19 protein-coding genes are annotated in these 22670 nt (G+C 65.3%); 1 reads left to right on the top strand and 18 read right to left on the bottom strand.

Features of this window, described 5'->3' with window-relative positions:
- Positions 1-26: 26 nt before the first annotated feature.
- Complete coding sequence (locus tag D3260_RS06990; protein WP_120097857.1) at positions 27-764, top strand: GntR family transcriptional regulator; 738 nt, start codon at positions 27-29, stop codon at positions 762-764.
- A 346-nt stretch (positions 765-1110) separates the two neighbouring features.
- Here the strand turns inward: D3260_RS06990 and D3260_RS06985 are convergent, their stop codons facing one another.
- From D3260_RS06985 to panC, 18 genes are all read right to left on the bottom strand, one after another.
- A complete protein-coding gene (locus D3260_RS06985; RefSeq protein WP_120097856.1) occupies positions 1111-1431 on the bottom strand; it encodes a hypothetical protein in 321 nt (106 codons plus the stop codon).
- A gap of 124 nt (positions 1432-1555) precedes the next feature.
- Positions 1556-2863, bottom strand: a complete 1308-nt coding sequence (locus tag D3260_RS06980) for an NCS2 family permease (RefSeq protein ID WP_370456284.1) — start codon at positions 2861-2863, stop codon at positions 1556-1558.
- A gap of 537 nt (positions 2864-3400) precedes the next feature.
- Complete coding sequence (guaD, locus tag D3260_RS06975) at positions 3401-4756, bottom strand: guanine deaminase (RefSeq protein WP_120097855.1); 1356 nt, start codon at positions 4754-4756, stop codon at positions 3401-3403.
- Positions 4757-4889: 133 nt separating this feature from the next.
- Entirely contained in the window at positions 4890-6185 is a 1296-nt protein-coding gene (locus tag D3260_RS06970; protein ID WP_120097854.1) for an adenylosuccinate synthase, read from the bottom strand.
- An 11-nt stretch (positions 6186-6196) separates the two neighbouring features.
- Positions 6197-7390, bottom strand: a complete 1194-nt coding sequence (locus D3260_RS06965) for an ATP phosphoribosyltransferase regulatory subunit (RefSeq protein ID WP_233543995.1) — start codon at positions 7388-7390, stop codon at positions 6197-6199.
- Position 7391: 1 nt separating this feature from the next.
- Positions 7392-7583, bottom strand: a complete 192-nt coding sequence (locus D3260_RS06960) for a DUF2065 domain-containing protein (protein ID WP_120097853.1) — start codon at positions 7581-7583, stop codon at positions 7392-7394.
- 12 nt (positions 7584-7595) lie between these two features.
- Positions 7596-8483: a protease modulator HflC gene (gene hflC / locus D3260_RS06955; RefSeq protein WP_120097852.1), complete on the bottom strand. Its 888-nt coding sequence runs from the start codon at positions 8481-8483 to the stop codon at positions 7596-7598.
- Positions 8480-9907, bottom strand: a complete 1428-nt coding sequence (hflK, locus tag D3260_RS06950; protein WP_120097851.1) for a protease modulator HflK — start codon at positions 9905-9907, stop codon at positions 8480-8482. The genes hflC and hflK overlap by 4 nt, the downstream gene beginning before the upstream one ends.
- A gap of 283 nt (positions 9908-10190) precedes the next feature.
- Positions 10191-11528, bottom strand: a complete 1338-nt coding sequence (gene hflX, locus D3260_RS06945; RefSeq protein ID WP_120097850.1) for a ribosome rescue GTPase HflX — start codon at positions 11526-11528, stop codon at positions 10191-10193.
- A gap of 14 nt (positions 11529-11542) precedes the next feature.
- A complete protein-coding gene (gene hfq, locus D3260_RS06940; RefSeq protein WP_120097849.1) occupies positions 11543-11797 on the bottom strand; it encodes an RNA chaperone Hfq in 255 nt (84 codons plus the stop codon).
- Between the two features lie 56 nt (positions 11798-11853).
- Positions 11854-12795 (bottom strand): tRNA (adenosine(37)-N6)-dimethylallyltransferase MiaA, encoded by a 942-nt coding sequence (gene miaA, locus D3260_RS06935; protein WP_120097848.1) that lies wholly within the window; start codon positions 12793-12795, stop codon positions 11854-11856.
- Complete coding sequence (mutL, locus tag D3260_RS06930) at positions 12792-14675, bottom strand: DNA mismatch repair endonuclease MutL (protein WP_120097847.1); 1884 nt, start codon at positions 14673-14675, stop codon at positions 12792-12794. The genes miaA and mutL overlap by 4 nt, the downstream gene beginning before the upstream one ends.
- A gap of 553 nt (positions 14676-15228) precedes the next feature.
- Entirely contained in the window at positions 15229-16344 is a 1116-nt protein-coding gene (locus D3260_RS06925) for a hypothetical protein (RefSeq protein WP_120097846.1), read from the bottom strand.
- Positions 16341-17816, bottom strand: coding sequence for an N-acetylmuramoyl-L-alanine amidase (locus D3260_RS06920; RefSeq protein WP_120097845.1), 1476 nt, complete (start codon positions 17814-17816; stop codon positions 16341-16343). The genes D3260_RS06925 and D3260_RS06920 overlap by 4 nt, the downstream gene beginning before the upstream one ends.
- A gap of 220 nt (positions 17817-18036) precedes the next feature.
- Positions 18037-18516, bottom strand: a complete 480-nt coding sequence (gene tsaE / locus D3260_RS06915) for a tRNA (adenosine(37)-N6)-threonylcarbamoyltransferase complex ATPase subunit type 1 TsaE (protein ID WP_120097844.1) — start codon at positions 18514-18516, stop codon at positions 18037-18039.
- Positions 18513-20033: an NAD(P)H-hydrate dehydratase gene (locus D3260_RS06910; RefSeq protein WP_120097843.1), complete on the bottom strand. Its 1521-nt coding sequence runs from the start codon at positions 20031-20033 to the stop codon at positions 18513-18515. Before D3260_RS06910 ends, tsaE begins: the two co-directional genes overlap by 4 nt.
- Positions 20034-20050: 17 nt before the next feature.
- Positions 20051-21667 (bottom strand): glucose-6-phosphate isomerase, encoded by a 1617-nt coding sequence (pgi, locus tag D3260_RS06905; protein ID WP_120097842.1) that lies wholly within the window; start codon positions 21665-21667, stop codon positions 20051-20053.
- A gap of 162 nt (positions 21668-21829) precedes the next feature.
- Entirely contained in the window at positions 21830-22669 is an 840-nt protein-coding gene (gene panC / locus D3260_RS06900; RefSeq protein ID WP_120097841.1) for a pantoate--beta-alanine ligase, read from the bottom strand.
- Position 22670 lies beyond the last annotated feature (1 nt).

Genomic DNA, 22670 nt, shown 5'->3' with positions numbered 1-22670 from the left:
AGAGTGCTCTGCCAGACGGCCTTCTCATGAGTGAATTTCTGCAGCAATCCGAGCCACCGACCGCCACGGACGATCCCGCCTGGCGTATTGCCCGATCAGTGCGTCACGCCATCCTCAATCAGCAGCTGCCGGCCGGGACGCGGCTGCCGGAATCCCGGCTTGCGCAGGTGTTCGCGGTCAACCGGGCGATCGTGCGCAAGGCGCTGGTACGGCTGACCGCCGACGGCATCCTCACCAGTCGTCGCAATCAGAGCGCGACGGTGGCCGAGCCCAGCCGGGAAGAAACCGCGGAACTGTTCGCTGCGCGCCGGCTCGTGGAATGTGAAGTCGTGCGCCTGACGGCCGGCGCTCTATCCGCCGGCCAGCGCCAGGCGCTGGAAAAAACGCTCGATGACGAACGCAGCGCGCACGAAGCCGGCGCACACGACCAGCGTATTCATCACTCGCTGGCCTTCCACCAGCAGCTTGCCGCGGCCTGTCCCAATCGCGTTCTGGCCGGCATGCTGGACGGACTGATCCTGCGCACCTCCATCGCGGTCGCACTTTATAAGGTCCCGGGGATGGCAGCCTGCTATCGCGAAGACGACCATCGCCATATCATCGAAGCGCTCGATGCCGGCGACAGCAAACAGGCCGCCGCGCTCATGACGGCCCATCTGTCGCATCTCGAAGCGCGACTCGATTACGCCCGCGCGCAGAATACGGTCGATCTCGCCGCGATCTTCGGCGCGGCCACTGACACGCAGCCGGCAAGCCCGGGATAACGCGGCACATCGCGGCCGCACGGCCGATTGAAGCATCAGACCTGTCGAGGCTGATTCGTCGTCGCGCGCCCGGAGCGTTCGTCGCGAAACAAGGCGTGGCCGTACGAACGGTCCGAGCCCGTCAACGGACAGGCGAGGCGCCACGCGCGGCCGGGGCCACGACCGCGCTCCGAAATTGCGCCGTTGGCGCCGCGCATCCGCCGGCCCGGACCCACAACAGCTACGCCGTGACGCCACGAGAAAAATTCAGGCCCGGTTATCGCCTACACAGAAGACGGTCGCGTCGCCAACTCGACCCGCGGCCGCGCTCTGGACGGTGGATCGCAGCGAGCCGATGGGTACTCGGTCAGTGCCCTTCTACAAAAAAGACGCCCAGGCACAGGCTGAAAAACAAGACGATATATATAACGAAAACCGCCATCGCCGTATCGCTGAGATACCCCAGACGCGGATCCTTCAAGCTGCGATGCTCGCGTCTGATGACAAATCTCAAGGTCGCAAAACCTGTCTTCATCGCGTGGTTCCGGAACAGGTCGGGCCTGCCCATCCGCGTATATCGATGCGGGTGTACTTTTTCGAGTCGACGGAACAACAACGTCAATAAGACAAACCAGACGATGCCGAGCACAAGAAGACAGATGAAGGTTGCCGAAAGCGCCGTGCTCATGCGTCTCGCACCTGCCGGAGTTGATACGCACGTGCCATCGCCGCGCGAGCTCGGTGATCAATCACGCCGGATTGCTCTTCTTGGAGCGTTTGCGACCACGGCCGGTCTTGCCTGACGCGATGCACTACGACAGAAAGGCGAAATACGCCACGAAGATCGCGAACAGGATATACATGACCGGATGCAACTCCCGCCCGCGGCCGGCCACCACCATGGTGATCGGATACATCACCAGACCCAGCGCGATGCCGTTGGCGATGCTGTAGGTCGCCGGCATGGCGATCAGCGTCAGAAATGCCGGCACGGCGATCTCCAGCCGTTTCCAGTCGATTTCTCCAAGCGAGGAGACCATCAGCACGCCGACGATGATCAGCGCGGGCGCGGTCACGTGTGCTGTCACCACCGCCAGCAGTGGCGAGAAGAACAACGCGGCAGCGAACAGCAGCGCCGTGACGATCGAGGCCATGCCGGTGCGGGCGCCGGAGGCCACTCCGGCCGTGGACTCGATATAGGAAGTGGTCGGCGAGGTGCCGATCAGCGCGGACGCGACCACGGAAGACGAATCGGCGAGCATGGCCGGCCGCGCACGGCGCATCGTATTCCCCGCCATCAGTCCGGCCTTGTTCGCCACGGCCATGAGCGTGCCGGCCGTGTCGAAGAATTCGACGAACAGAAAAGTCAGCACCACGACCAAGAAGTTGAGCGTGAACAGCGATTCGGGGTGCGCGAAAAGCTGGCTGATGGCGGTCCCGAACACCGGGGTGACGCTCGGCGCGAGGCTCACCACGGCATCGGGCATCGCGATCACCCCCATGGCGATTCCCAGCAGTGATGTCACCACCATGCCGAAGAAAATGGCACCGGGCACGCGTCGGAGCATGAGCCCGACCGAGACGATCAGTCCGACGACGGTGAGCAGCGTCGCCGGCGCCGTCAGATTGCCGAGCATGACGAGTGTCGCCTGGTTATCGACAACGATACCGGCATCCTCGAAACCGATGAGCGCAATGAAGAGCCCGATGCCACAAGCCGAGGCGAGCTTGAGATCCAGCGGGATCGCATCGAGAACCATCTCGCGTATCCGCAGCGCTGTGATGGCCACGAAGATCAACCCGGAAAACAGCACACCGACCAGCGCTGTCTGCCAGGACACGCCCATGCCGAGCACCACCGAATAAGCGAAAAAGGCATTGAGCCCCATGCTGGGGGCGATGCCGACGGGATACCGCGCAACCAGCGCCATGAGCAGTGTCCCGACGATCGCCGACAGGCCGGTGGCCGTGAACAGCGCGCCCTGATCCATGCCGGCCGCCGACAGGATGGTCGGATTGACGAACATGATGTAGGCCATGGCCAGGAACGTCGTCACCCCGCCGACGATCTCGCGCTGCCAGGTCGTCCCCTCGCGTGCGAAATCGAAGTAACGGGCCACGGGATCCTGTGGGGTCGAGGCTATTGCCGGTTCACGGTCAGGGGTCTGGCTTTCGCTCATATCGCGTTTGTTCGGTGCAGTCGTCATCAGGTTACCGGCATGAAACGATTGATGTGAGCGCGCACGCCGGCCGGCGGGTCACGTTCCGGCGCTGACCCGGGCAAAACAGCCGACGGCATACGGAAACGCGACCGGACTGTTAACAATCAAAGGCCTTTGGTGGAAGCAGAATCCGTGCCACGTGATCTTCAATCCTGCGGGCTAGGGCCTGTTAGGGAACCTCTGATCTATTCATCTACGGTCGCGCCGGTGTCTTTTGCGCGCGTCTGACAAGACGCCGCGAGCGCCGTTTGCTGAATGCAAATGAGCGAGCGGCAACGCCGCTCAGGCGCGCGCAAAAGCCCGGCCGCCAAGCGGTTTGGCCCAAAAGGCCGCGCTACGGCCTTGCATGGCTGGATCATGGAGTGGCTATGACGCGGCGCCATGCGCCTTGTATCGTGGCCTTTTGCGACTCGAACGCGACCGTGGATGAATAGATCAGCGGTTCCTTAGGTTAGCCGTGTGCGCGTGCGGATGTGTCGGCGCGCGCCGATGACGCCGCTGACCGGCAACCCAGGTTTCGAGCACGCTACGGTCATCGCCCAGAACGAAGGTCATGAACAGCCGGGCGGCAATATCCGACGCGTGGCGTGCACGCCGTGCCATCAAGGGCGTCGCGGCCGGGTCCAGAACCACGAAATCCGCCTCGTATCCCGGCATCAAGCGGCCGATGCGATCCGCCACATCCAGCGCTTCGGCCCCGGCCAGCGTGGCCAGATACAACATGCGCGCCGGTGACAGCGTCTGGCCCGTCAGCTGGGCGGTCTGATACGCCGCGGTCGCCGTTGTCAGCATCGAAAAAGAAGTCCCGGCCCCGACATCCGTCGCCAGTCCGACGGTCGTGCCGTGCCGGTGCGCTGCACCGAAATCGAACAGGCCGCTGCCGAGAAACATGTTCGATGTGGGACAGTTCACTGCCACGGCACCGGCCTCGGTCATCCGACGACGATCGACGTCATCCATATGAAGACAGTGCGCAAAGACCGCCCGCTCCCGCACCAGGCCGGCCCGATCGTAGACATCGAAGTAGCTGCGTGATTCCGGAAAAAGCGCGGCCACCCAGGCGATCTCGTCGTGATTCTCGGCCAGATGGGTATGAATATAGGTGTCCGGATAGGCGGCCGCGAGCGCGCCAGCCGCGGTGAGCTGTGTGGCCGAGCAGGCCGGCGCGAAGCGGGGTGTGATCGCATAGCTCAATCGATCGTACCCGTGCCAGCGTTCGATCAGATCGCGGGTCCGGGCCATGCCTTCGTCGCGATGGTCACAGAGCGCCGCAGGCGCATTGCGATCCATCAATACCTTGCCCGCTGCCAAGCGCATGCCGTGACGGGCCGCCTCGGCGAATATGGCCTCTGCGGAGTGCGCGTGCACCGTTCCCAGAACCAGCGCCGAAGTGGTGCCGTTACGCAACAGTTCGTCGATAAAGAAAGCAGCCGTATCCTCGGCCACGGCACGATCCGCGAACGCTGCCTCCGCCGGAAACGTATAGCGTTCGAGCCAGGTCAGCAGCTGCTCGCCGTAGCTCGCGATCATATCCGTCTGGGCGTAGTGGATATGCGTATCCACGAACCCGGGCACGATCAGGCAGCCCCGATGATCGATGATCGGTATGTCTTGCCCGAGCCGATCCTGCACGGCCTCGAACGGGCCGACATCGACGATGTGGCCATCGGCGGCGACCAGCAGGCCGTCCTCGTGCACAACGAGCCCCTGGCTCGCGCCCGCCGTGTCCGGGTCACGCTGACAATGGACGAGTGTGCCCCGGACGGCATGCGGCTGACTGGCTGATCCCATGATGGCTGGCGCTTGTGATTGTCGACAATCTGTTTTATCGATTGTCGACAATCATCTCAAGCGCTGGATCGAATCGCACCCCACCCATCGTCCGCTCGACGCGGCCCAGGCGCAGGCACACGTTTCCGGAGAATCAGTCCATCAAGGGGTGGCGAAGCACGATGGTGTCGGCACGATCCGGTCCGGTCGAGACGATATCGATCGGTACGCCGACGATCTCGGCCAGACGATCAAGATAGGCGCGTGCGTTGGCCGGTAGCTTGTTGTAGTCGCGCACGCCCGAGGTCGACTCGGACCAGCCGGGCATCTCTTCGTACATTGGCTCGCAGTCTGCCAGGGCTTCGGCGCCGGAGGGCGGCACCGACAGCAGTTCACCGTTGCTGCGATAGCCGGTGCACAGCTGGATGGCATCGAGCCCGTCGAGCACGTCGAGCTTGGTGATGCACAGCCCGGACAGGCTGTTGGCGAATGCCGCTCGCCGCAGGCCAACGGCATCGAACCAGCCGCAGCGACGCGGCCGCCCGGTCACGGCACCGAACTCGGCCCCGCGGTCGGCCAGATGGCGCCCGTAGTGATCGTCCAGCTCGGTCGGGAACGGGCCGGAGCCCACCCGGGTGGTATAAGCCTTGACCACACCGAGCACGTAGTCGAAGTACGTTGGCCCGACGCCGGAGCCCGTCGCCGCCCCACCCGCGGTCGTATTGGACGACGTCACGAACGGATAAGTGCCGTGATCGACGTCGAGTAGCGCCCCCTGTGCGCCCTCGAAAAGGATCGACTCGTCGGCGACATAAGCCTGGCGCAACAGCTCGGCCACGTCGGCCACCATCGGACGCAGCTGCTCTGCGTGCTCGAGACAGGCATCCAGCGTGGCCTGGAAGTCCACGGCCGGCTGGCCGAGATACTGCTTGAGCACGAAATTGTGGAAATCCAGCGCCTCGCCGATCTTGGCGGCCAGCAATTCACGCCGGAACAGATCGGAGACACGCACCGCGCGGCGGGCCACCTTGTCTTCGTAGGCCGGACCGATGCCGCGTCCGGTCGTGCCGATCGCGGTCTTGCCGCGGGCCGCTTCCCGTGCCTTGTCCAGGGCGACGTGATACGGCAGGATCAACGGGCACGCCGGGCTGATGCGCAGCTTCTCGCGCACCGGCACGCCGCGCGCGTCCAGCTCGCCCATTTCGGAAAGTAGCGCCTCGGGAGAGAGCACCACGCCGTTGCCGATATGACAGGTCACGCCCTCGTGCAGGATGCCCGAGGGAATGAGTCGCAGAATCGTCTTCTCGCCGTTGATGACCAGCGTATGGCCGGCATTGTGGCCGCCCTGGAAGCGTACGACGTGCCTGGTGCGATCGGTCAGCAGATCGACGATCTTGCCCTTGCCCTCGTCGCCCCACTGGCTGCCGATGACGATGACGCGTTTACCCATGAGTTTGGTCTCTATGCTTGCAGAGGACGGACCTGCCAGCGTCCGTCGATATGATCGATAATCCGGTCACAACCGGCCTCGGCCGTCTCGTGATGCGCCGGCGTGGCCACGACGACCCGCTCGCCTGCTGCCCTGAGCCGGCGTATTTCAGCGAGCAGCGCAGCATCGTCGTTGTCAGCCGGGGCCGCGATACCGCACTTCGCCGGCCGGTCGTCGGCGAACTCGCCCAGTGCCGCCAGCAGATTGAGATCGGCGGAAAAGCCCGTGGCCGGGCGCGGTCGCCCGAACGCCTGACCGACATCGTCATAGCGGCCGCCGCGCGCCAGTTCCCGACCGAGTCCCGGTGCGAAGGCCGCAAACAGCAAGCCGGTCTTGTAGCGATAGCCGCGCAGCTCCGCCAGGTCCAGAAACAGCGGCATATCCGGATAATGGGTGGCAATCAACGCGGCCATGTCCTCGATCTCGTCGAGCGCTCGATCGATGGCGGTATCGATGCCGCCGAGTGCTTGACGGGCCTCGGGCAGTACCGCCACCGGCCCGTTGAGATCGATGAGCGCGACGAACCGCGCATGCGTGGTCGACTTGATGCGCCCGGCCTCGGCCAGCGCGTCCAGGTCGGGGCGCGACTTGCGCTGCACGATGTCGAACAGCGTCGGTTCAAGCTCGGCCTCGATACCACAGGCCGCGCTCAGCTGTCGGTAGATCGCGACGTGGCCCAGATCGAGATAGCTGCGCTCGATGCCCATCACGGACAGGGTTTCGAGCATGAGCGACACGATTTCCAGATCGCTGTGCAGATGCGAGTCGCCGAACTTCTCGACGCCGACCTGCAGGGGCGAGCGCGAACCGCCCGGCTCCTCCGGTCGCGTGCGCAACACGCTGCCGATATAACAATAGCGCGCCGGACCGTTCGCACCCAGCCGGTGTGCATCGATACGCGCGGCCTGCGTGGTCATGTCCGAGCGCACGCCCATCATGCGACCGTTGAGCTGGTCGGTCAGTTTGAAGGTCAACAGATCGAGCTCGTGGCCGGCGCCGGTCAGCAGACTGTCGAGATACTCGATCAACGGTGGCCGAATGAGATCGTATCCCCAGCGCCAGTACAGATCGAGCAGCGACCGGCGGGCGGCCTCGAGCCGCCACGATTCGGGCGCGACAGTTTCCTGGACGCCCTCGGGCAATAGCCAGCGTTTGGATTGCATCATGCTAGAACTGATGGATTAACTGCAGCACCACGACCCCAATGGCAATGGCCACTGCGCCGCCGATGCGAAGCTGGCCGGCCGGCATATCGGCCAGTCGCAGCATGGCCGCACGCCAGCGTTCGGGCGCGACGAAGGGCGCCAGCCCCTCGATTACCGCCACGAGCGCCAGCGCCCGGATGAGATCAAGCCACACGACAGCGCAGGATCAGGGCGTGCCCGACCCTGCGCCCTTGGCGACGGCCGGATTGAAGTACTGGAACAGTGCGCCATCGGGCTTGAGCAGCAGGAAATCGTCCTTACCGATACTGTCCCGATAGGTCTGCAGACTACGATAGAACTTGTAGAAATCCGGATCCTGCGAATACGCCTTGGCGTAGATTCCGGCCGCCTGGGCATCGCCCTGGCCCTTGATCCGCTCAGCCTGGTTGTACGCCTTGGCCAGCACCACGGTGCGTTCACGATCGGCGTCCGATCGAATTTCCTTGGCCGCGGCGTCGCCCTGGGCACGCAGCGTCCGGATGACCTCCTGTCGCTCCGAGCGCATCCGCTCATAGACGGTGTCGCTGACCTTGTCCGGCAGGTCGAGTTTCATGATGCGGACATCCTCGACCTCAATCCCGAGCTGCTTGGCGGCCTGACTCACCTGAACCTGCACGGCCGCGACGATCTCGTTGCGGTCGTCGCCGACGGCCTGGCGGATCGTGCGCTTGGAGAATTCGGCGAGCAGATCGTTTTCGACCGATTCCGTCAGCAATCCACGCGCTCGAGCGGCGTCGCCGTGCGTGGCCAGGTAGTACTTGACCGGGTCGGCGATTCGCCACTTGACGAAATAATCCACCGACAGGTTCTTGTTCTCCGACGTCAGCACACGTTCGATATCCCCGGTCAGCGTCATGACGCGACGATCGAATCGATGCACGGTCTGGATGAGAGGCCACTTGAAGTGCAGGCCCGGCTCATAGTCCGAGCCCACGATCTCGCCCATCTGTACGAGAACCACACGCTGCTTCGGCGTCACGATGAAGGTCGAGCTATAGACCAGCGCGGCGACGATCAGCACGGCCACGAGAATCACGGTCTGCTTGGCATTCATGAGTTACGGCTCCGGCTGCGCAGGGCGTCGATGTCGTAGGCGTTGCTGTCACTGGAACGGCTGTTGCCGTTCGAGCCGCTACTGCTGTTGCTGTTCGTGCTGCTCTGGCCGGATCCGTCGTCGCTGGATCCGCTGCTGCTCGAACCGCTGCTGTCGTTGCCGCTGTCCTGGCCGGACGATTCACTCGTGTCGTCATTGGCCGACTTGCGGCTGGCCTTGTCGATCAGCTTGTCGAGCGGCAGATAGGTCATCGAATTGCCGTCGCCGTCATTGAGTACCAGGTGAGACGCCGACAGGACATCGCCCATCGTCTCCAGATACAGACGGGTACGCGTGACCTCCGGTGCCTTCTGATACTGCGTGAGCAGATCGTCAAAACGGGCGGCCTGGCCTTCCGCGCGGTTGATCTTGCGCGACTTGTAAGCCTTGGCCTCGGCGATCATCTGGGCCTTGTCGCCCTGGGCGCGGGCCACCACGTCACGGGCGTAGGCCCGGGCGATGTTCTTGGCACGCTCTTCTTCCTCGCGGGCCTTGATCGCTTCCTGGAACGCGCCCTGGACCTGCTCCGGCGGCTGTGCGTACTGCACGTTGACCGCAACGATGTCGATGCCGGCGTCGTACTTGTTCAGCGTGTACTGCATGATCTGCTTCACGTTCGACGGCAGCTTGGCGCGCGAACGATCGGTGATCTGCGGGTACTCGTTCTGTTTTTCCTTGATCTGGCCGACGAGCTTCTGGTCGATGTCCTTCAGCCCGTCCTTCTTCTTCGGCTGACCGGTTCCCTGCTTGAGATCGACATTGCCGATCGCCGGATCCTCGAGCTGGTTGACCTGTACGCCTTCCTGAATCACCTGATTCATGTTCGAGGTGCCGACGATCTCGCGCACCGCCGAGCGCAACACCTGCTGAACCGTCTGATCCGGATCCTGGAGATTGAACAGGTAGTTCATCGCATTGGAGATGCGGTACTGCGCCGATATCTCCACGTCGACGATGTTCTCGTCCTTGGTCAGCATCACAGCGCGATTGGAGACCCGACGCACCTGCTGGACATCCACCTTGGTGACCGAGGCGATCGGGTACGGCAGATGCCAGTGCCAGCCGGGTGAGGCGGTATCGGCATATTCGCCGAAGCGCAGGACCACGCCTTTCTCGCCGGGCTGGACCACGTACAACCCGCCGACCACGAGCCATGCAAGCACCAGCACACCGACGATGCCGGCAATCAGCCCGGTCGGGATGCCGCCGGAGCCGTTACCACCGCCGCCGTTGTTGTTCGAGCCGCCGCCGTTGCCCGAATTGAATCGAGCCTTGAGGCGCTTCCAGATCTGATCCAGATCCGGCGGCCCACCACCGTCGTTGTTGCGGTTGCCACCGCCCCCGCTCCAGGAATCCTTGCCCTTGCCGGGCTCGTTCCACGCCATGCTGAAAAGCCTCTGATCGAGTCGATCGACGACCTTGGCAGGTCGCCCCCGTCCTGTTCGCAAAGCATCGCCGATACGCCCGAAAACGCGAGCGACTCGTCGTTGATGAATTCGTGGCGCGGCAGCGCGCGACACATCCGCGAATCGGCCGCGATCGCGGAACACGCGATGCCGATCACGCCCGAAACCGAGCGCAATACGCTGGCCAGGGCGCCAGTCTATCGAGCGTCCAATACCCTGTCGAACCCTGTGACGACCGCTCGGTCTTCCGCGGCCGTTTTGTTCATTCGATGCCCGTCTCTGCCATGCCCGTTGCGTCGATGTGCACCGGTCGTCTTTCGACCAGCACCGCGTCGACCGAAAGCCCGGCCTGGGCGGTGATGCGCTCCAGATCGGCCTGGGAAAGCGTGACCGAGAGCAGCACGTTGCCCGCCGTATCGTAGTCCTCGCCGGAGACCACACCCAACTCGAACAACTGGGCCCGGAGCCAGCCGGCAGCCGGCGGCAGACGCAGCGTGCCGGCAATCGTATCGGGATGACAGAATGCGGCCAGCGCGTGTCGCAGGGCATCCAGGCCTTCGCCCGTGGCCGCCGAGACATAGACCCGCACCGGCTTGCCGTGCGCGTCATATTCAACGCGCGGCTGCTCTCCCGGCACCTGATCGATCTTGTTGAAGACTTCCAGCTGCGGGACTTCGCTCGCCCCGATCTCTTCGAGTACGGCGTTGACCTCGCGTGCATGGGCACGTCGTTCCTTGTCGGCCACGTCGATGACGTGAACCAGCACGTCAGCCTCGCGCGTCTCCTCGAGCGTGGCACGGAACGCGGCCACCAGTTCATGCGGGAGATCGCGGATGAAACCGACCGTGTCGGCCAGGATCAACGGCTCACCGACCGGCACATCCATGCGTCGCAAGGTGGGATCGAGCGTGGCGAACAACTGGTCCGCGGAATAGATATCCTCGCCGGTCAGGCGGTTGAACAGCGTCGATTTACCGGCGTTGGTATAGCCGACGAGCGAGACCACCGGGGTCCGGGCCCGACGTCGCGAGGCGCGGCCCTGATCGCGCCGGGCCAGCACCTTGTCGAGCCGGTCGCGCAGCATCTTGATGCGATCATTGAGCAGACGGCGGTCGGTCTCCAGCTGGGACTCACCCGGGCCGCGCAGGCCGATACCGCCTTTTTGTCGCTCCAGGTGCGACCAGCCACGCACCAGGCGCGTGGCCAGATGCTGCAGCTGGGCGAGCTCGACCTGCAGCTTGCCTTCGTGCGAGCGCGCCCGACGCGCAAAGATATCGAGAATGAGACCGGCGCGATCGAGAACGCGTGCCTGGAGACGTTTTTCCAGATTGCGTTCCTGACTCGGAGACAGATCGTGGTTGAAGACCACGAGTTCGGCCCCGTGCTCGGTCACCGCGGCCGCCACTTCATCGACCTTGCCGCCGCCGATGAAGTAACGCGGATCCGGCACGCGGCGAGAACCGCCGATGTGCGCAAGCACATCCGCGTCCGCCGATCGGACCAGTTCGCGGAATTCACGATCGGCCTCGGCATACTCGTCGTTGCCGAAGCCGATGTGAACGATCACGGCACCCTGGCCGACCGCCGGCCGCTCAAACATGCTGGGCTACTCGTTTACGAATCGTCCTCGGACTCCTGCGACATCTCGTCGCGTATCTCGCTGCGCACGTTGCGCGACGGCACGATGGTGGAAATCGCGTGCTTGTAGACCATCTGGCTCACAGCGTTGCGCAACAGCACCACGAACTGGTCGAAAGATTCGATCTGGCCCTGCAGCTTGATACCGTTCACGAGATATATCGAGACCGGCACGCGCTCCTTGCGCAGTGCATTGAGGAATGGTTCTTGTAATGTTTGACCTTTGGCCATGGACCGGGCTCCGACTCAAGGGGTTTAATAAATCGTTAAGAATGTTATCACGCCCGTCACGTGCCGGCTCGCATGATTAACGCCTCGGCGCGCGCGGTGTTGTTGTCATCATCACTCGCCAGCCAGTGGGCATCCGCGAGTGAACGCAGCCATGTCAATTGACGCTTGGCGAGCTGCCGCGAGGCGATGATCCCGCGGGCGACACCGTCGTCGAGCGACAGATCACCATCGAGTACTTGCCAGAGCTGACGGTAGCCAACCGAGCGCATGGACGGCTGCGACAGATCGAGGTCGGGCCGCGCGTGCAGTTTTTCAACCTCTGTGAGCAATCCTTCACTCATCATCTGCGAAAAACGCTGCTCGATGCGGTCATGCAGCGCTGCACGCGACGCCGGACAGACCACCATCCGGACCAGCCGCTGCCCGGCCAGGCCCTGTGTACCGCGGGCATGCAGCACGCTCGGGCGCTCTCCGGTCAGCGCCATGATCTCCAGCATCCGCTGGATACGCTGGGCATCGTTGGGGTGGATACGCGCCGCCACCGCCGGATCGGCCTCGGCCAGCCGGGCATGGAGCGCCGCCCAGCCGAGCGTTTCGGCCTCCGCCGACAGGCGGGCGCGCACGTCCTCGTCCCGCCCCGGCAATGCCGAAAGCCCGTCGGTCAGGGCACGGAAATACAACGAGGTGCCGCCGGTCAGAATCGGGAGCCGGCCGGCCGCCCGGATGCGGGCGATCTCGCGCCTGGCATCGGCCACGAATTCCGCGGCCGAATAGGTCTCGGCCGGATCCCGCAGATCGATGAGCGCGTGGGGGGCAATCGCCTGCGTGGCGGCATCGGGCTTGGCAGTGCCGATATCCATGTCCCGATAGACCATGGCCGAGTCCACCGAGACGATCTCGGCGTTCAAGCGCGCGACCAGATCGATGGCCAGCGCGGTCTTGCCGGAGGCCGTCGGCCCCATCAACAGCACCAGCCTGTTGTCCTCGCTGGCCGTCATTTGCCGCGCATGAACAATCGATCGAGCCCGGCGCGATCGACGCTCACCCAACTCGGGCGGCCGTGGTTGCAGTGCCCGGCCCGGTCGGTGTGTTCCATGTCGCGCAGCAGGGCATTCATCTCGTCCAGCGTCAGACGGCGCCCGGCCTTGACCGCGGCCTTGCAGCCGATATCGGCCAGAACATCGTCGAGGGCGTCCCGTACGGTATCGGCCCCGCGCGCGCCGTCATCGATCTCAGCGATCACATCCCGCGCCAGGGCCAGATAATCGCGATCAGCCATCAGCGTCGGCACGCCGCGCAGCAGCGCCTCGGTCGGGCCGCTCTGGGTGATCTCGAAGCCGACCTGCGATAACGCTTCGCTGGCCGATTCGACCGTTGCTGCTTCACTTTCCGAAAGCGACAGCGTCTCGGGTACGAGCAGATGCGTGCACTGAATCGTACCCGCCGAGAACTCGGCCTTGAGCTGCTCGTAGAGCACCCGTTCGTGGGCCGCGTGCATGTCGACGAGCACCAGCCCCTCGGCGTTTTGCGCGAGGATATAAATGTCGTGGAGCTGGCCGATCGCATAGCCAAGCGCCGGGGTCGCGTCGGTTTCCGGCAACGACGCTGCCTCGCCCGCCGACGGGGACGCAGCGGCCGCAGGGGCGATGTCGGTCGCCTCACGCGTACCCGGTGCCCGGGTTGTCGGCGCATGGTCGGCAGCCGCGGGCGCGGTCGATGCCGGCGTATCGTCCGGCGCCTGAAATCGATACGCGGCAGCCCGCTCGGACACGCCGGATCGCTCGCTGCGAAAATCGAAGCCTCGCGGCGTCATGGCAGGCCGTGGCGACTCGGCAGCCGACCCCGGGCTCGGTGACAGATCGACCGTCCGGGCCTCGTGTGGCTTGGCCTCGACCGCCGCGAGTGCCCGCGAGACACTGCGAAAGACGAAGTCGTGAACCAGCCGGGATTGTCGGAAACGCACTTCGGCCTTGGCCGGATGCGCGTTCACATCCACCTGGCGCGGGTCTACGCTCAGATACAGCGCATAGGCCGGGTGGCGCTGATTGTGCAACAGATCGCGATACGCCAGCCGCACCGCATGGTTGAAGACCTTGTCCCGAATCGGCCGGTTGTTGACGTAGCTGTATTGTCGATCGGCCTGGCCGCGCGAGAATCCCGGCGTGGCGATCCATCCGGTCAGCCGCATGCCGGCCGCGGCTTCGTCCACCGCCACCGCGTGGTCATCGAATTCCGCGCCGAGCACGCTGGCCACGCGACGCTTGGCCCCGGCCTCGTCCGTGGCCACCGGTAGCGCGGCATTCTCCACGCCGCCGTGGGAGAGCTTGAAAGCCACATCGAAGCGCGACAGCGCGAGCTGCTGGAAGGCCTGTCGGACGTGCTTGAACTCGGTAGGCGGCGCACGCAGGAACTTGCGCCGCGCCGGGATGCGCGCGAACAGTTCACGCACCTCGACACGCGTGCCGTATTCACCGGCCGCCGGGCGGACCACGGTCTCGCGGGCCGCCGCGATCTCGCTGGCGTGCGGGGCATCGCGGGTTCGCGAGGTCAAGGTCAGTTCGGCCACCGAGGCCATACTGGCCAGTGCCTCACCGCGAAAGCCCAGGCTGCCCACCGATTCGAGGGCCGACAGGCTGTCGATCTTGCTCGTGGCGTGTCGCGCCAGTGCCAGCGGCACTTCGTTGGCCGCGATACCGCAGCCGTCGTCGATGACCGCGATACGTCGCAACCCGCCCTCTTCGACAATGACCTCGATACTCGTCGCCCCGGCGTCGAGCGCGTTCTCCATCAGTTCCTTGACGATGGAAGCCGGGCGCTCGACAACCTCGCCGGCGGCGATCTGGCTGACCAGCGTATCGTCGAGACGTTGTATGGCCATGGCAGTTGGGCGGCCGAGCCGCGCGGACAAACGATTAGCCGACCAGTTTCGGGCAAACCGTCGGCCGATGGCAACGCCGCGCCGCATGTGTTTGCGGTCGCACACCGCGAATGCGGATATCGACAGGCCGTTCCCATCGCACCGTCGTGCGAGCCGCCACGCGGAGCGCAGGTCGCGATGCCGGCACGCCGACGGCTCATCGAACAGCGTGCGCAACACCCGGCGCGGCGGGCCGATCAATCCCGCGGCTGGACCATCGCAAGCGGACGTGGCTCATCGATCCGAGGGAGTTTCGCCCGCCCTGCGCGAGCCGGTCTTGCCGCCCGGCAGACCGTCGCCGCCGATGGATGAACACGTCGTCGCCCGGCTCCCGAACATGGGCCAGACCAAGGCGTCGAACCGCCACACCGCCGGCGACGCGATCGTTCGCCTGGCGTGTTGCAAACCGTATCTACAGCCGAGAAAAAGTCGCCGACGACACACACCGTATCCGAGCAACGAACGTGCCCCGACTGCCGGCCGCGACGGCGCGCGATGCGTGCCGCCGTTCTCGTCATCGCGCCCCTGTTGTCGCCCGGCGCCGCGACGACCGGAACGGGATCTCGGCCCAGTCGCGTGCATCGATTACCGAATCGAGACGCGGCCCCTTGAACCAACATCTGAACGCGCCTGCCATCGGCCGGTCGATCGGATCCGTGTGCTCGAGACGTCGGGTCGGTCGGTAGCGTCGCAGCCCCCGCGCATCGAACAGACCGGCGATGTTGCTGGCCAGCACGACAGCCTGTCGGCGGGCATCCCGACCGGACAGCGCGCGCCGGTTGTCGAAGCCGGCGGTCGCACCGCTCGCGAATGTTTCGCGCATTCCCTGCATCCGGAGTTGTCGATCGATACGCAGATCGGTCGGCGCGCGGTCGGCGCGCGGCCCCTGCCCGATCGCATACGCCAACGCACTCGGCGTACCGGTCCCGGCCCACAACAGATGATCGGCGAAAAAACGCCGACCGTCGGTGGTGATCACTGCGTTGGGCGCCAACCCCGTCGCCACGGTCTCGCACACCACATCCACACCGCGCTCGGCGAGCCGTTTGAACCAGCGCAGGCCTCGCCGACCCGGTGTCTGACCGGACCAGAGGAGCGTGCACGGCACCGGCCCTGCCACACGACGCGACAACGCCTCGGCGACAAGCAGGGCCTGACGTGTCCCACCAGCAATCACCACGCCGGCCGATCCGGCGCTGGCCTCCAGAACACGCGCCAGGCCGAACAGATCATCGACCGAGTGCGCGGACCAGACGGCCGGCGGATTCATCCGGGTCGATATTGCCCAGTCGGGGAGACGACGATGACCGGTATTCAGGCTCGCGGCGTCGTATTCGAGTGCCTGGCCATCGGCGATCCACAGTCTTCGATGCAGCGGCTGCAGGCCGATCACGCGTGTTCGGCGAATCTCCACGCCCGGCGGCGGCACATAGCGCGGCTGCGCCTCCGTCTGCACCGACGTTTCGGCCAGGCACGCCAGCGCATGCCCGATGTAACGGCCGCCATGGGGAGCCAGAACGGTCAGATCAAAGATTTCGGCAAGTGTGCGTTGATGACGCGCGAGCAGCTGCATGTGCACATGGCCGAGCCCGACCAGCAGCAGTCGACGTCGCCCCGCGGGCGCGATCACTGCCGGCTGGCGAGTTGCTGCGGTTGGGCCGCGTCGATTCTCAGCTCCTGACCGACACGCAGACGGGTATTGTCCAGATCGTTGTTCTGCTTGAGCACGGCCGGACTCACGCCAAAACGCTCGGCGATTTCCGAAAGCGTGTCGCCGGGCTTGACGCGATAGACCTGCGCGGCGGTGATGTAGGTCGAGGGTCGATAGCTCGCGAAATATCCCTTGATGCCGCGCAGCATGGCGCTGGCGAGCTGTTGCTGGTAGCGCGCACTGCCGAGGCGGCTCGCCTCGGCCGGGTTCGAGATGAAATTGGTCTCGACGAGAATCGAGGGGATATCCGGCGATTTCAGCACCATGAAACCGGCCTGCTGCACATCGGACTTGTGCAGATCGCCGAGCCCGTCGAGCTGGGTCAGTACCCGCTTGGCGGCATCGAGGCTGGCATCGATACTCGCGCTCTGCGACAGATCCAGCACAAACGACGCGAGACTGCTGTTCTTGCCCTTGAGGCTGACGCCGCTGACCAGATCGGACGCATTCTCGCGACGTGCAAGCCAGCGCGCGTGCTCGCTCGTCGCGCCATGCGGCGAGAGCGCATAAACCGAGGCGCCGCTGGCCGATACGCCACGCGGCGAGGCATCACAATGAATGGAAATGAAGAAATCCGCCTTGTCGCGCCGCGCGATCACCATGCGCTGACGCAGCCCGACGTACTCGTCGCGATCGCGGGTCAGCACGCCCTTCATGTGCGGCTGGTCATCGACCATGGCCTTCAATCGGCGTGCAATCGCCAGCGTGACAGTCTTCTCAAGCAGGCCGTTGGGCCCGTGGGCGCCGGGATCCTTGCCGCCGTGGCCGGCGTCGATCGCCACCACGATGTCGCGACCGGCTGCCTGTGCCCGCTCGGCGCGGGTCGGCCCATCGACATCGCGAGCCGTGGCGGAGTTCTTCTGGCCATGTGTATCGGCCAGAATTTCGGCAGCGGCCTCGGCAGTGTCGTCGCTGTTATCCGGGGACGGCTCGGGCTTGGCGGGTTCGGGATCGCGCTCGGCCACCCGTGTGCCGGGGGCCTTGGCCGCGCTGTCGCCGGGATACAGATCGACGACGAGCCGATAGCCGTGCTGGCCATCCGGGTCGAGCATGAAGCTCTTGGCCTGGACGCGCTGTGTCAGATCCATCACCACGCGCACGTCGGTACCATGCCGGATTCCCGCGCGCACGCCGCGGATCAGGGACGAATCGGCGCTATTCTGGGCCACACGTCCCAGATTGCGCGTGTGCGGCAGATCCACGACCAGCCGGTTCGGGTTGGCGAGCATGAAGATATCGGGCTGCGTATCGGCGGACAGATCCAGCACCACGCGCGTGCGGGCATCAGTAGCCCACAGGCGGGCATCCTGCAGCTTCACGCTGCCGGCGAATGCCGGCACGCTGAGCCACACGAGTGCCAGAACCAGCAATCGCGCCGATCGGAACCACATGCGTGCTTGCCCCCGAAACCCCGAGAAAGCCATGAAACGCGCCTCTTCCAAGACTAGCCGCGGCGCGGCGTCAAGGCAACATTTTCGCCAGCGCGACCTGAACCGGAACGGTCCGCATGACGGCTGGCACGGCATACGCGGTCATTGACAGCACCCCACATCGTCGTCGATACCGACCATGCGGTCGACGAATCGGGCTAGAGCCGCGGCAATGAAGGCGTCAGCGACCGGGTTCGCCGGGCGCGTCCAGCCGCGCGAGCATGGCCTGACCCGCCGGGCTTTCCGGCTCCAGCACAGCGCAGCGTCCATCGCCGTCATAGTCGAGCGTGATGAGCAGATCCGGCGACGGCAGGAAACCGGCGCCGCGCTCCGGCCACTCGACAAGAACCAGATCCGTTGCCGGGTTGAGCTCGCGAATGCCCAGAAATTCCAGCTCCTCCGGATCGCCCAGCCGATACAGGTCCAGATGAAAGACCTGCCGGGTGCCGATCGCGTAGGGCTCGATGAGCGTATAGCTGGGCGAAACCACCGCCCCCTCGTGGCCCAGCCCCTGTAGCGTGGCGCGCACGAGCGCGGTCTTGCCGGCGCCGAGCTCGCCGCGCAGGTGTACCACGGCGCCGGCCGTGTCCAGTGCCAGCGCCCGGGCCAACCGATGCCCGAGCGCCTCGGTCTCGGCCGGGCCGACCAGTCTCAGATTCATCGCCGGACCGGGTTGAGTTGCGACGGCAGCGCCGTCACCAGGTCGCTGGGCAGCATGCCACGCTCCCCGGCGCGAGCCGCGATGGCATCCCCGGCCAGGGCATGGGTATACGTGCCGAAGACGGCGGCATCCGACAACGTGAGATTCTGGGCCACGAGCGCGGTGATCACGCCGGTCAGCACATCGCCCATGCCACCGACCGCCATGCCCGGATTGCCTTCGGCACAAAGCCAGATCTCATCGGGTGTGGCCACCAGACTGCCGGCCCCTTTCAGAACCACCACCGCCTTATAGCGATCCGCAAGATCGCGCACCGCGGCAACGCGATCCGCCAGGATATCGGCGGTCTGCACACCCAGCAGGCGCGCGGCCTCGCGCGGATGCGGCGTCAGAATCCAATGGCCGCGCTGGACAGGGTCGACGGCCAGGCGATTGAGGGCATCGGCATCGACCACGAGCGGCTTCGAGCTCGCCAGCGCCTGCTCGAACAGCCGGTCGCCCCAGACATTCTGGCCCAGACCCGGGCCGACCGCGATGACCGAGGCCGCCGCGATCTGCGCGTCGAGCCGGTCGGCCATATCGGCCTCATCCGACAGCCCCAGACACATCAGCTCGGGTCGAGCCTGCGCCATCGCCCCGGCATGATCCGGGTGACAGACCACACTGACCAGACCGGCGCCGGCCCGCAGTCCGGCTTCGGCGCACAGGCGGATCGCTCCGCCCATGCCACGATCGCCGCCCAGACAGAGCCCGTGGCCATTGTTGCCCTTGTGCGCGCTCTTGGCCCGCGCCGGCAATGCGCGGCGCAGATCGCGATGCGCGATCCGACGGGCCCGATACGGCTGATCGACGTAGAGCGCATCCGGCGCCCCCAGGTCGTCGAAGGCCAGCGCGCCACAGTGCACCGGGCCGTCTCCGGTCAACAGACCGAGCTTGACGCCGATGAACGTCACGGTCGTGTCGGCCTGCACGGCATCGCCTCGCCGTTGTCCGGTGCCGGCATCCAGCCCCGAGGGAATATCCACCGAGAGGATGCCGGCACCATCTGTGCCGGCTTCGTTGATCCGCGCGATCGCCTGTGCCATCGCGCCTTCTACATCCCGATTGACGCCCGTACCGAGCAAGGCATCGATGATGAGATCCGCGCCCTCGATCGCCGCATCCTCGAATGCGACGACACGGCCGCCAGCGCCGCGATAGGCCTCGAAGGCCCGCGCCGCCTCGCCTTCGGCCTCGTCCAGCCCGGCCGGGGCAACAAGCCGTACATCCCAGCCGTTGGCCTGCGCCAGCACTGCGATCAGGGCGCCATCACCGCCGTTGTTGCCAGGCCCGCAGAACGCGACCAGCCGGCCCGGCATGGGCCAGCGAGCAACGAGCTCGTCGTAGGCGGCGCGTGCGGCGCGCTCCATCAGGCTCCGCCCGCTGACGCCGAATTCGGCAGCAAAACGCGCATCAAGCGCGCCGACCTGCGCGCCGTCGTAGAGTCGCGGCGGCAGATAATCGTTCGTATCGTGCATCGCCGTCCTCCCTTGGCTCATCGCTGCCAGCGTTGCCGCACGCGGGACAGAAGTGCAGCCGTCGAGGCATCGTGCGCCGAGGGCGTGCCCGCGGTGTTCAGATCCTCGACCAGCTTGCCGGCCATGGTCTTGCCGAGCTCCACGCCCCACTGATCAAAGCTGTTGACGTTCCAGATGATGCCCTGGACGAACACCTTGTGCTCGTAGGCAGCGATCAACGCGCCCAGATGGTGGGCATCCAGCCGGTCCATGACGAGCATGTTCGAGGGCCGGTTGCCGGCGAACTGACGCGCGGCCAGACGATGCGACAGGGCATCGCCCGACAGCCCTTCCGCCTTGAGCTCTTCGGCAAGCGCCTGACTGTCACGGCCGCACATCAGCGCTTCGGCCTGTGCCAGACAGTTGGCCACGCGCTCGACTTCGCGTTCGTCGCCGGCCTGATCGGCATCGGACAGCGGCAACACGAAATCCAGATCGACGGTCAGATCGCCCTGGTGAAGCATCTGGAAATAAGCGTGCTGGGCGTTGGTCCCCACACTGCCCCAGATGGTCGGCACGGTCGCCACGGTCGTGGGCTGGCCGTCCCGCGTGACCGATTTGCCGTTGGATTCCATCTCCAGCTGCTGGAGGAACGAGGCCAGATTGGCCATGCGCTGGGCATACGGCACGACGCAGTGGCTGGTCAGATCGAGGAAGTTGTTGTTCCAGATTCCAGCCAATGCCAGCCAGATCGGCAGATTGTCCTCGACCGGCGCTTCGCGAAAATGCGTGTCCATGGCATGCGCACCGCCCAGCAGAGCTTCGAACACATCCGGACCGAGTGCGAGCTCGATGGACAGGCCCACGGCCGACCAGAGCGAATAACGGCCACCAACCCAGTCCCAGAACCCGAACATGCGTTCGATGCCGAACGCCGAGACCTTCTCGCGATTGCTCGACACCGCCACGAAATGCTTGGCGACATCGCCCTCGCCGGCGCCCCCGTCGATCAGCCACTGGCGCGCCACGCGCGCGTTGGCGAGCGTCTCGGCCGTACCGAACGACTTGGAGGTGACAATGACGAGCGTCGTCTTCGGATCCAGCCGGGCCAGCGTGTCATCCAGATCGTGCGGATCGACGTTGGCCACGAAATGCGGCCGCGGGCCGTCACCGGTGTACAGCGACTCGCAGATCAGGCGCGGACCGAGATCAGAACCACCGATACCGATGTTGACGACGTCGGTGATGGCATCGCCGGCGAACCCGCGCCACTGGCCGGCGCGTACTTCCTGTGCGAAGTCGGCCATGGCATGGCGAATTTCGTGCACTTCGTCGTACATCGGCGCTGCCTCGGGCGCACGCAGCGCCACATGCCAGGCCGCCCGATCCTCGCTGGTGTTCACATGATCACCGGCGAACATCGCATCGCGGGCCTGTTCGACGCCGCACTCGGCGACCAGTCCGGCGAGCTGAGTGCGGATGTCGTCATCGATGCGCTGCTTCGAATAATCGAGCGTGATGCCGGCCGCTTCCAGGCGATAACGCGTGGCCCGCTCGGGATCGCGATCGAACAGCGCAACGGTACGCTGGTCGCCTCGGTCGGCGGCGAGTTCGGTCAGGGCCTGCCAGCTCTGGGTCTGTGTCGGATCAATCATGGTTTGCCTTTCGCGTTGTCGAAACGCGGCTGTCTCGCAATATCATCGGGTGCCCCGCAGCCTAGCCCACGGCGTCAGTGCAATCCACAGATCGCGGGCACAGACGAAGCGGGACGTGGCACCGCATGTGCACCGGCTTACCGTCCAATCCGCCGCCGGTAATCACGCGGTGCGCGCGGCGCCCATGTTATCGATCAGGCGGGTACGGCCGAGGTAACCAGCACCCAGCACGCGGAACTGCTGCGTCTGAGGCGTCGCCGGTGCCAGTGTGGCGTCGCGTATTTCAAAGTAGTCCGGGTCGAAGCCGGCATCGGCCAGCTGGGACCAGCCGCGCGCCTCCAGACCGCGATAATCGGTCTCGCCGGCTTCCAGCCGCGTGCGCACGTCGCGAATGGCCGCGGACAGAGCCAACGCCTGCTTGCGCTGGGATACGTCCAGATAGCCGTTGCGCGACGAATAGGCCAGGCCGTCGTGCTCACGCACTGTCGGCACGCCGATCACCGCCACGCCGAAGGCCAGGTCGGCGACCATCCGACGGATCACCGCCAGCTGCTGGTAATCCTTTTCACCGAAATACGCTGCATCCGGCGTCACGATGTTGAACAGCTTCGAGACCACCGTGGCCACGCCGTCGAAATGCCCCGGCCGCCGCGCGCCACACAGCATCTCCGTGATACCCGCCACATGCACCGTCGTGGCACTACGCGCCTCGTCCGGATACATTTCGGCCACGTTCGGCGCGAAGACCGCCGCCACGCCGGCATGTTCGAGCGCGGCCCGGTCGGCATCGAAAGTACGCGGATAGCTGGCCAGGTCCTCGTTCGGGCCGAACTGCAGCGGATTGACGAAGATGCTCGCAATGACCGAGGTCTGTTCGGCCGCGGCGGCCTCGACCAGCGCCAGATGACCGGCGTGCAGGTTGCCCATCGTGGGGACCAGGCCGACCCGCTCACGCGTGCGCCGCCAGGCGCGCACCTCGGCGATCGTTCTCAGAATCTGCATT

It is taken from the genome of Salinisphaera sp. Q1T1-3, assembly GCF_003602005.1.
Classification (GTDB): domain Bacteria; phylum Pseudomonadota; class Gammaproteobacteria; order Nevskiales; family Salinisphaeraceae; genus Salinisphaera.
The sequence above is the reverse complement of the archived record's forward strand: the minus strand, read 5'-3'. Positions and strand labels throughout refer to the sequence as shown.